The following is an 8,369-nucleotide window of genomic DNA, read 5'->3' as shown; positions in this document are numbered from 1 at the left end:
CGCATGGCGGCCAGCGCCGCCTCCCGCACCAGCGCGGCGCAGTCGGCGGCGGAGAAGCCGGTCAACTCGTCGCCGAGGGTCGACAGGTCCACGCTGGTGGGGGTTGCGCGCGCTCTCCGACGACCGGCCGCTGGTCGACGAGGGTAAGCCGGTACGGGTCACCCCGTCGGCGATGGAGAGCGCACTGCGGTGCAGCCTGCGGTGGTTGCTGGAACGGCACGGCGGTAGCGGCCCGACCAGCACGGCGCAGGGCGTGGGCAACCTGGTCCACGCCGCCGCGATGCTCGCCGAGGACGCCAGCGCCGACCGGGGCGCTCTGCTCGACTACGTGGCCGCCCGGTTCGACGCGATCGAGTTGGCCGCCCGGTGGATGGCCGGGCCGGAGCGCGAGCGCGCCGAGGCGATGGTCGACAAGCTGCTGCGCTGGTTGGCCACCAACCCACGGCGGCTGCTCGCCATCGAGCACGAGTTCGCCGTCCGCCTGGACGATCCGAACCGGCCGGTGGACCTGGCCGGGCGGGTCGACCGGTTGGAGATCGACGAGGCCGGGCGACTCGTGGTGATCGACCTGAAGACCGGCAAGTCCACTGCCGTCACCGGTGCCGAGCTGGCCGAACATCCGCAGCTCGGCGCTTACCAGGCGGCGGTGGAGGCGGGGGCGTTCGCCGAGTTCGGGGACGAGTCGGGGGGCGCCGCGCTGGTGCAGCTCGGCACCTCCGCCAAGGACGCCCGGGAGCAGAACCAGCCGGCGGCCGGTGAAGGACCGGCGGCCGGCTGGGCGACGGCACTGGTCCGGCGCACCGCCGATACGATGGCAGCCGCCACGTTCGCCGCGGTCGCCAACTCGAAGTGCCGGGTCTGCCCGGTGCGGACCAGTTGCCCGGTCTCCGGGCAGGGACGCCAGGTGGTCGAGCCGCCGACCGTCCGACGGGCCCGTGAGGGCGAGGAGTGAGCTTGCGAGCTGAGACAGCACCGTGAGTCAGCCCACCCTGTTCGGCGCGGGCCCCGCGCCGACGCCCCGGCGGGCCGACTCCGGCCCCCGGTACACGCCGACGGAACTGGCCAAGCTGCTGCGGTTGCCGGCGCCCACCCGGGAGCAGGCCGCGATCATCGCCGCCCCGGTGGAGCCGCTGCTGGTGGTCGCGGGCGCCGGGTCGGGCAAGACCGAGACGATGGCCGCGCGGGTGGTCTGGTTGGTGGCCAACTCGTACGTGCGCCCGGAGCAGATCCTCGGGCTGACCTTCACCCGCAAGGCGGCCGGCGAGCTGGCCCACCGGGTCCGTGCCCGGCTCGACCAACTGATCCGCAGAGTCGGCCGGCAGGGCCGGGACCCGCTGGACGACCCGCTCGCCGGCGAGCCCACCGTCTCCACGTACCACTCGTACGCCGGACGGATCGTGACCGAGCACGGGCTCCGGGCCGGTTACGAGCCGTCCACCCGGCTGCTCACCGAGGCCTCCCGGTGGCAGTTGGTCGACCTGCTGGTGCGCAACTACGACGGTGACATGTCCGAGGTGGATCGGATGCCGAGCACCATCACCGACGCGGTGCTGGCGCTCGCCGGGGAGCTGGACGAGCACCTGGTCGCACCGGACCAGCTGGCGGCCTGGACGGGACGGTTCTTCGCCGAGGTGCAGTCCCGGCCGGGCCGCGTGTACGCCGACGTGCGCAAGGCGCTCACCCTGCAACAGACCCGGCTGCGCCTGTTGCCGCTGGTGCGGGCGTACGCCCGGCGCAAGGAGGACTTCGAGGCGATGGACTTCGCCGACCAGCTCGCCCGGGCGGCCCGGGTGGCCCGGGATCACCCGGCGGTCGGCCAGATCGAGCGGGATCGTTTCCGGGTGGTGTTGCTCGACGAGTACCAGGACACCAGCCACGCCCAGGTGGTGCTGCTCAACGCGCTGTTCGGCGGCGGCCACCCGGTGACCGCAGTGGGCGACCCGTGTCAGTCCATCTACGGCTGGCGGGGGGCCAGCGCCGGCACCCTGGACCGGTTCCCCGCCGAGTTCGCCCGCGTCGACGGTCGACCCGCCCAGGCGCTCGGCCTCACCACCAGTTGGCGCAACCGCCCGGAGATCCTCCGGGTGGCGAACGCGCTGTCCACCCCACTACGCGCGGCGGGTGCCCAGGTGCCGGAGCTGCGCTCGGCGTTGACCGTCCGGGAGCCGATCCCGCACCGCAGCCCCGGTGGTGCGGCCGGGGGCACTGTGCACTGCGCGATGCTGTCGACGTACGCCGACGAGGCGGACTGGATCGCGGACAGCGTGCTCGCCGCCTGGCGCGGTGCGGCCCGGATGCCGGGCGCGGCTCCCGAGCACATCCCGGTGGCGCAGCGTCCGACGACGGCCGTGCTGGTCCGGGTACGCAGCCAGATCCCGGCGATCGAGTCGGCGTTGCGCGAGCGCGGCCTTCCGGTGGAGGTGGTCGGGCTGGGCGGCCTGCTGGACACTCCCGAGGTCCGTGACGTGGTCTGCACGCTGCGGGTGCTGGCCGATCCGACCGACGGTGCCGCGCTGTTGCGGTTGCTCACCGGCGCCCGTTGGCGGATCGGGCCACGGGACCTGGTGGCGTTGCACCGGCGGGCTCGGGCCATCGCCCACTCCCGTCGGCAGGTCGCCGCCGACGACGCCTCGGACATCAGCCCGGACCTCCTGGACGAGGCGACCCTGGTGGAGGCACTGGCCGATCTCGGCCCGGCGCAGGCGTACTCGGCGGAGGGGTTCGCTCGGTTGCGCGCGTACGGGCTGGAGCTGGCCCTGCTGCGCTACCGACTGGACCAGGCCCTGCCGGATCTGATCGCGGACATCGAGCGGACCATCGGCCTGGACGTGGAGGTCGCGGTGCGGGCCGGCCGCGACGGCGCTGGCGACGCGGGTCTGGCCCGGGGGCACCTGGACGCGTTGGGGGACGTGGCGGCCCGCTTCAGTGGGGAGACGCCGGGCGCGACGCTCTCCGGCTTCCTGTCGTACCTGGCCGCTGCCGAGGACGAGGAGCGCGGCCTGGCACCGGGCGAGGTCGAGGTGGTGGAGGGCGCGGTGCAGGTGGTCACCGCACACGCCGCCAAGGGCCTGGAGTGGGACGTGGTGGCGGTGGCCGGGCTGAGCCGGGGGCTGTGGCCGGGTCCGGTCCGCAACTCCGACCACTGGCTGGGCGGGCTGGGCGTGCTGCCGTTCCCGCTGCGCGGTGACGCGGACGGGTTGCCCGAGCTGGCGCTCGACGAGGCGGCCGACCAGCGGGCTGTCGCTCGGGCGGTGACCGACTTCACCGACGCGTGGCGGGCCCACGACGAGCGGGAGGAGCGCCGGCTGACGTACGTGGCGGTCACCCGGCCGCGCCGGCTGCTGCTCTGCTCCGGCTACTGGTGGGGGGAGGGCACCAAGCGACCGCGAGGTCCGTCGGTCTTCCTCCGCGAGGTGTACGACGCGTGCCTCGACGGCGGGCCGGGGCACCTGATCGACGTGTGGGCGCCGGAGCCGACTCCGGATGCGACGAACCCCACGGCCGAGGTGGTGCTCCGCGCGGAGTGGCCCGCCGATCCGCTGGGTGGCCGCCGGCCGGCGCTGGCGGAGGCGGCTGGGCTGGTGCGCCGCCTGATGACCGACGGCCCGAGCGCGGTGCTGCCCGGTCCGGTCGGGGCGGTGCCCACCGGGCCACTGGCGTCGGTCGAGCAGGGAACGGAGCCGGAGCCGGACCCGGAGGTGGCGCGCTGGCAGCGCGAGGCGGATCTGCTGCTGGCCGAACGGGCCGAGCTGACCAGGCTCTCCGGTGCGGTCGAGGTGGCACTGCCCGGGCAGTTGAGCGTCACCCAGCTGGTGGCGTTGCGGCGTGACCCGGCGGCGCTGGCCCGTACGCTGCGTCGTCCGGTTCCGACCGAACCCAACCCGTACGCCCGTCGAGGCACCGCCTTCCACGCCTGGTTGGAGCAGCGCTTCGGCGCTGACCGCCTGCTGGACCTGGACGAGTTGCCGGGTGCGGCCGACGCGGACGCCGCGCCCGACGAGGCACTGGTCGAACTCCAGGAGCGGTTCCTGGCCAGCGAGTGGGCCGACCGGTCGCCGGTGGAGGTGGAGGTGCCGTTCGCCACAGTGATCGCCGGGGTCGTGGTGCGGGGGCGGATGGACGCGGTCTTCGCCCGGCCGGGTGGGCGGTTCGACGTGGTCGACTGGAAGACCGGCGCGCAGCCGACCGGGCCGGCGGCGGACGTGGCCGCCGTGCAGTTGGCCGTGTACCGACTGGCCTGGGCGGAGTTGGCCGGTGTGCCGGTCGACCGGGTGGGCGCCGCGTTCCACTACGTCCGGCACGGGGTGACCGTCCGGCCTGCCGATCTGCTGGACGTGGCGGGGCTCACGGCCATGATCACGCAGTTGCCCGAAGATTCCGCCCAACATTGACCATGGCGGGGAAATCCGTGGTAGGTTGACCGGGTTGCAGTTTTGGTTACCAGAGACTCTGTGTGCGCCTGGCGGGATTGTGGCCCCAGGCGCTCTTTGTTGTGTCCGGAGTTCTCCGGGCGGGGCGACCAGAAGCGACAGGCGATTCGCGCATCCCCGCGCGGAGCGCTCCTCTTCGGGCACGCAACAAGTGCGGGTCCGACGTTCCGTCAAGGAGACGAAACACATGGCTATTGGCACCGTGAAGTGGTTCAACGCTGACAAGGGCTTCGGCTTCATCACCCCGGACGGCGGCGGCGCTGACGTCTTCGCCCACTTCTCGGCGATCCAGTCCTCCGGCTACCGGAGCCTGGACGAGAACCAGCGGGTCGAGTTCGAGGTGACCCAGGGCCAGAAGGGCCCGCAGGCGGAGAACATCCGCCCGCTCTGATCTTCGGATCGGTCAGCATTACCTGTCGCGCCCTCCGGGTGTGACGGTGACGGGACCGGCCCGCCTCGCCGCCGCCTGCCAACGCAGGCGGCGGCCCGGTGGCGGGCCGGCCCGTACTCCAATCGGTTCGTGCTTGTGAGTCCTGGCTGCCTTCCTGCCGCCGGTGACAGCGCCGACTTTCGGCGCCCTCCCTCGACACGTGCCGCGTCGAGGAAGGCTTCCGCATGACCACAGTTATTCCTTCTTTCGCACATACCGGCCTGGCTCCGGCGTTGCTCACCGCGTTGACCGCGCAGGGCATCACCGAGCCGTTCCCGATCCAGTCGGCGACGCTGCCCGACTCGCTCGCCGGCCGGGACGTGCTGGGCCGGGGTCGTACCGGCTCCGGCAAGACCCTCGCCTTCGGGCTCCCTCTGCTGTCCCGCACCGCCGGCCGTAAGGCCCGTCCGGGCCGCCCGCTCGCCCTGGTGCTGGTGCCGACCCGCGAACTGGCCCAGCAGGTCACCACCGCACTCGCCCCGTACGCGCGTGCCGTCGGCCTGCGTTGCGCCACCGTCGTCGGCGGGCTGTCGTTGCAGCGGCAGGCGGACGCCCTGCGTGCTGGCGCCGAGGTGGTCGTCGCCACCCCCGGCCGCCTGCACGACCTGATCAACCGCGGTGACGCCCGGCTCGACCAGGTCGAGATCACCGTGCTGGACGAGGCAGACCAGATGGCCGACATGGGCTTCCTGCCGCAGGTCACCAAACTGTTGGAGCAGGTCGCGCCGCAGGGGCAGCGGATGCTCTTCTCGGCCACCCTGGACGGTGGCGTCGACCGGCTGGTCCGTCGCTTCCTGAGCAACCCGGTCACCCACTCGGTCGACCCGGGCACCGCCACCGTCACCGCGATGACCCACCACGTGCTGCACGTCGACGCGCTGGACAAGCCCGACGCGTTGACCCGGATCGCCGCCCGCGAGGGCCGCACCATCCTGTTCATGGGCACCAAGCACCGCGCCGACCGCCTGGCACGCCAGTTGCTGTCCAAGGGGGTACGCGCGGCCGCGCTGCACGGCGGCAAGTCGCAGCCGCAGCGCACCCGGATCCTGGAGCAGTTCCGCAACGGCCAGGTGACCGCACTGGTCGCCACCGACGTGGCGGCCCGGGGCATCCACGTGGACGGCTTGGACATGGTGGTCAACGTGGACCCGCCGACCGAGGCGAAGGACTACCTGCACCGGGGCGGTCGTACCGCCCGGGCCGGCGAGTCCGGCACGGTCGTCACCCTGGTCCTGCCCGAGCAGCGCCGAGACGTGTCCCGGTTGATGGCCACCGCCGGTATCCGGCCCGAGTCGGTCCAGGTGCGCGCCGACGGCGAGGCGTTGGCCCGGGTGACCGGTGCCCGCGAGCCGTCCGGCGTACCGGTGACCATCGTCGCCCCGCCGCCGGCGCAGACCGCCCGGGCCCGCACCTCGGGCGGCTCCACCGCCGACGGTGGCGCCCGCCCGGCGCACCGGGCGTCGGGCCGGTCCCGCCGCCCGCGCCGTCCCCGTACCGTCTGATCTCCTGCGCCTCGACCGACCCGCCCCGCTTCCGCGGGGCGGGTCGGTTCCGTTTGTGGGGACGGGCCGGCGGTCGACGCGCGGCGCTCTGGTCCCGGTCCGTCGCGGCCCGGTCAGTGGGGACGATGCGGTGGCCGATCGGCCGCGCTGTCCGACCGCTCGTCTGAGTCGGTAATCAGCCTCGCCTTGGTCGGCTGGCCGACTGTGTCCCGGCTGAGGGTGGTCGAGGCTGACCACCGGGGGATGTCGGGCGGGGGGCCCGGCACGGGAGGGGTGACCATGGCGGGCGAAGCCGGCTCGGGTGCACTGCGGGAACTGATCCTGGTGGTCGCGGTCGCGCTCGCCGGGCTGCTGCTCGCCATGGTTGCGGCCTTCGCGCCCTGGCATGCCACTTCGGCGGGTAACGCTCCCGCGGGTCTGGTGGAGCTGCGCGGTCCCGGTGACCAGGGCTCCGGCCCCGCTGTCGCACACGTGGGTTGAGCAGCGACCGGCCGACCGGCGCCGGCGGAGGGGCAGGCCCGGTCAGGATCGGTACGAGGTGTGGTCGGGTCGGCGGGGCACCGACCCGACCACACCGCCTCCCTGGCTCACGAGGTCGTGGGAGCGTGGGTGAGCAGGTCGGCCAGGCTGGTGCTGTCGACCACAGTGGCGATCGCGCCGTGCACCGCCAACCAGACGTCGGTCAGGCCGGCGGCCACCCCGTGGTAGCCGGCGCGCTCGGCCGGCAGGCCGCGCACCGTGGTGAGCGAGCCGCCGACCGCCCGTAACACGTCCCCGACCGTGATCTCGTCCGGCGGACGGGTCAACGCGTACCCGCCGTCGGCGCCGCGATGGCTGTGCAGCAGACCGGCCCGGCGCAGGTCGAGCAGGATTCCCTGCAGGAAGCTGAGCGGGATGTCCTGCGCCTCGGCCAGGCTGGCGGCCTTCACCAGCTCACCGCTCTCGCCGTCGCCGCCACCACTGGCGGCGACGGCGAGCATCGCCCGGAGCGCGTAGTCGCTGCGCGCGGAGACGTACACGGGTCAGTTGCCCGCCTGGTCGAGCACGCCCCAGCGCCGCCGGATCGCCTTGTCGGCCGCGCCGAAGGCGGCGTCCACGCCGAGGCCGAGCACCAGGATGACGATCATCGTGGAGAGCAGCCAGGGTGCGTCGGACAGCTCTCTGGAGTAGGTCAGCTGTGCGCCGAGCGAGGTCTGCGAGATGCCGACCACGATCAGTTCACCGGCCATCAGGCTGCGCCAGGAGAACGCCCACCCCTGCTTGAGCCCGGCGACGATCGCTGGCAGGGCGGCCGGCGCGATGACGTACCGGTAGAGGTTGAGCCCCCGGGCGCCCAGGTTGCGGCCGGCGCGCAGCAGCAGCGGCGGCACGTAGTCCACACCGGAGATGACCCCGTTGGCGATGGACGGCGCGGCGCCGAGCACCACCACGAAGAAGATCGCCTTCTCGCTCAGCTCGAACAGCAGGATGGCCAGCGGGAACCAGGCGATCGACGGCATGGTCTGCAACGCTGTGATCATCGAGCCGATGGCGGCGCGGAGCACCTTCGACCGGGCCACCGCCAGACCCAGCAGCAGGCCGACCGCGACCGAGAAGACGTAGCCGACGGCAGCCCGCCGCAGGGTGGTGAGCAGGCCCTCCCAGAGCTGCGGGCCCTGGGCCTGGGCGGCCAGCTCATGGCCGACCTCCAGCGGCCCGGGCAGGGAGTACGGCGGCTTCCAGCCCGACCAGACCACCACCTGCCAGGCCGCGATGGCGATGGCCAGAGCCGCCAACTTCGGCCAGGTGGCCGCCCAGATCCGGGCACCCCGGGTGACCTCCGCGTCCCGCCCGGCGATCTCCAGCGCGTCCAGGCCGGAGATCTGCGCGTCGGTACGCGCGGCGCTGGTCAGCGTGTCATTGGCCATGGCGGCCCACCTCCGTACGGAGCCGCTCGGTGACCTCGGCGGCGATGGCGGCGACCTCGGGGGAGTCGATCCGTCGGGGGCGCGGGATGTCCACCTCGGT

General features: G+C 73.4%; 8 protein-coding genes and 1 pseudogene. 5 read left to right on the top strand and 4 right to left on the bottom strand.

The window, feature by feature from the left end:
* A partial coding sequence (locus tag ACWCO3_RS27315; protein ID WP_450012753.1) for a hypothetical protein occupies positions 1–92 on the bottom strand: 92 nt, incomplete at its 3' end.
* An 11-nt stretch (positions 93–103) separates the two neighbouring features.
* Between ACWCO3_RS27315 and ACWCO3_RS27310 the strand changes: the two genes are divergently transcribed.
* The 5 genes from ACWCO3_RS27310 (at position 104) to ACWCO3_RS27290 (ending at position 6,842) form a co-directional block, all read left to right on the top strand.
* Positions 104–952 (top strand): RecB family exonuclease, encoded by an 849-nt coding sequence (locus tag ACWCO3_RS27310; RefSeq protein WP_450012751.1) that lies wholly within the window; start codon positions 104–106, stop codon positions 950–952.
* 22 nt (positions 953–974) lie between these two features.
* Positions 975–4,391 carry an ATP-dependent helicase gene (locus ACWCO3_RS27305; RefSeq protein ID WP_450012749.1) on the top strand — a complete coding sequence of 1,139 codons (3,417 nt, stop codon included), beginning with the start codon at positions 975–977 and terminating at the stop codon, positions 4,389–4,391.
* A 226-nt stretch (positions 4,392–4,617) separates the two neighbouring features.
* Positions 4,618–4,821: a transcription antiterminator/RNA stability regulator CspE gene (cspE, locus tag ACWCO3_RS27300; protein WP_007464836.1), complete on the top strand. Its 204-nt coding sequence runs from the start codon at positions 4,618–4,620 to the stop codon at positions 4,819–4,821.
* Positions 4,822–5,045: 224 nt separating this feature from the next.
* Entirely contained in the window at positions 5,046–6,362 is a 1,317-nt protein-coding gene (locus ACWCO3_RS27295) for a DEAD/DEAH box helicase (protein ID WP_145779070.1), read from the top strand.
* Positions 6,363–6,641: 279 nt separating this feature from the next.
* Positions 6,642–6,842, top strand: coding sequence for a hypothetical protein (locus ACWCO3_RS27290; RefSeq protein ID WP_354886628.1), 201 nt, complete (start codon positions 6,642–6,644; stop codon positions 6,840–6,842).
* A gap of 107 nt (positions 6,843–6,949) precedes the next feature.
* Here the strand turns inward: ACWCO3_RS27290 and ACWCO3_RS27285 are convergent, their stop codons facing one another.
* The 3 genes and pseudogenes from ACWCO3_RS27285 to ACWCO3_RS27275 all read right to left on the bottom strand — a co-directional run.
* Complete coding sequence (locus tag ACWCO3_RS27285) at positions 6,950–7,381, bottom strand: RrF2 family transcriptional regulator (RefSeq protein WP_145779072.1); 432 nt, start codon at positions 7,379–7,381, stop codon at positions 6,950–6,952.
* A gap of 3 nt (positions 7,382–7,384) precedes the next feature.
* On the bottom strand, positions 7,385–8,269 hold the full coding sequence (locus ACWCO3_RS27280) for an ABC transporter permease (RefSeq protein ID WP_450012746.1): 885 nt from the start codon (positions 8,267–8,269) through the stop codon (positions 7,385–7,387).
* Positions 8,259–8,369, bottom strand: a pseudogene (locus ACWCO3_RS27275) (ABC transporter ATP-binding protein); the annotation flags it as partial. The gene ACWCO3_RS27280 and the pseudogene ACWCO3_RS27275, both read right to left, overlap by 11 nt.

This window comes from Micromonospora sp. NPDC002411, from assembly GCF_053592955.1.
Note: the sequence above shows the minus strand (reverse complement) of the source record. Positions and strands in the feature narration are given on the sequence as shown.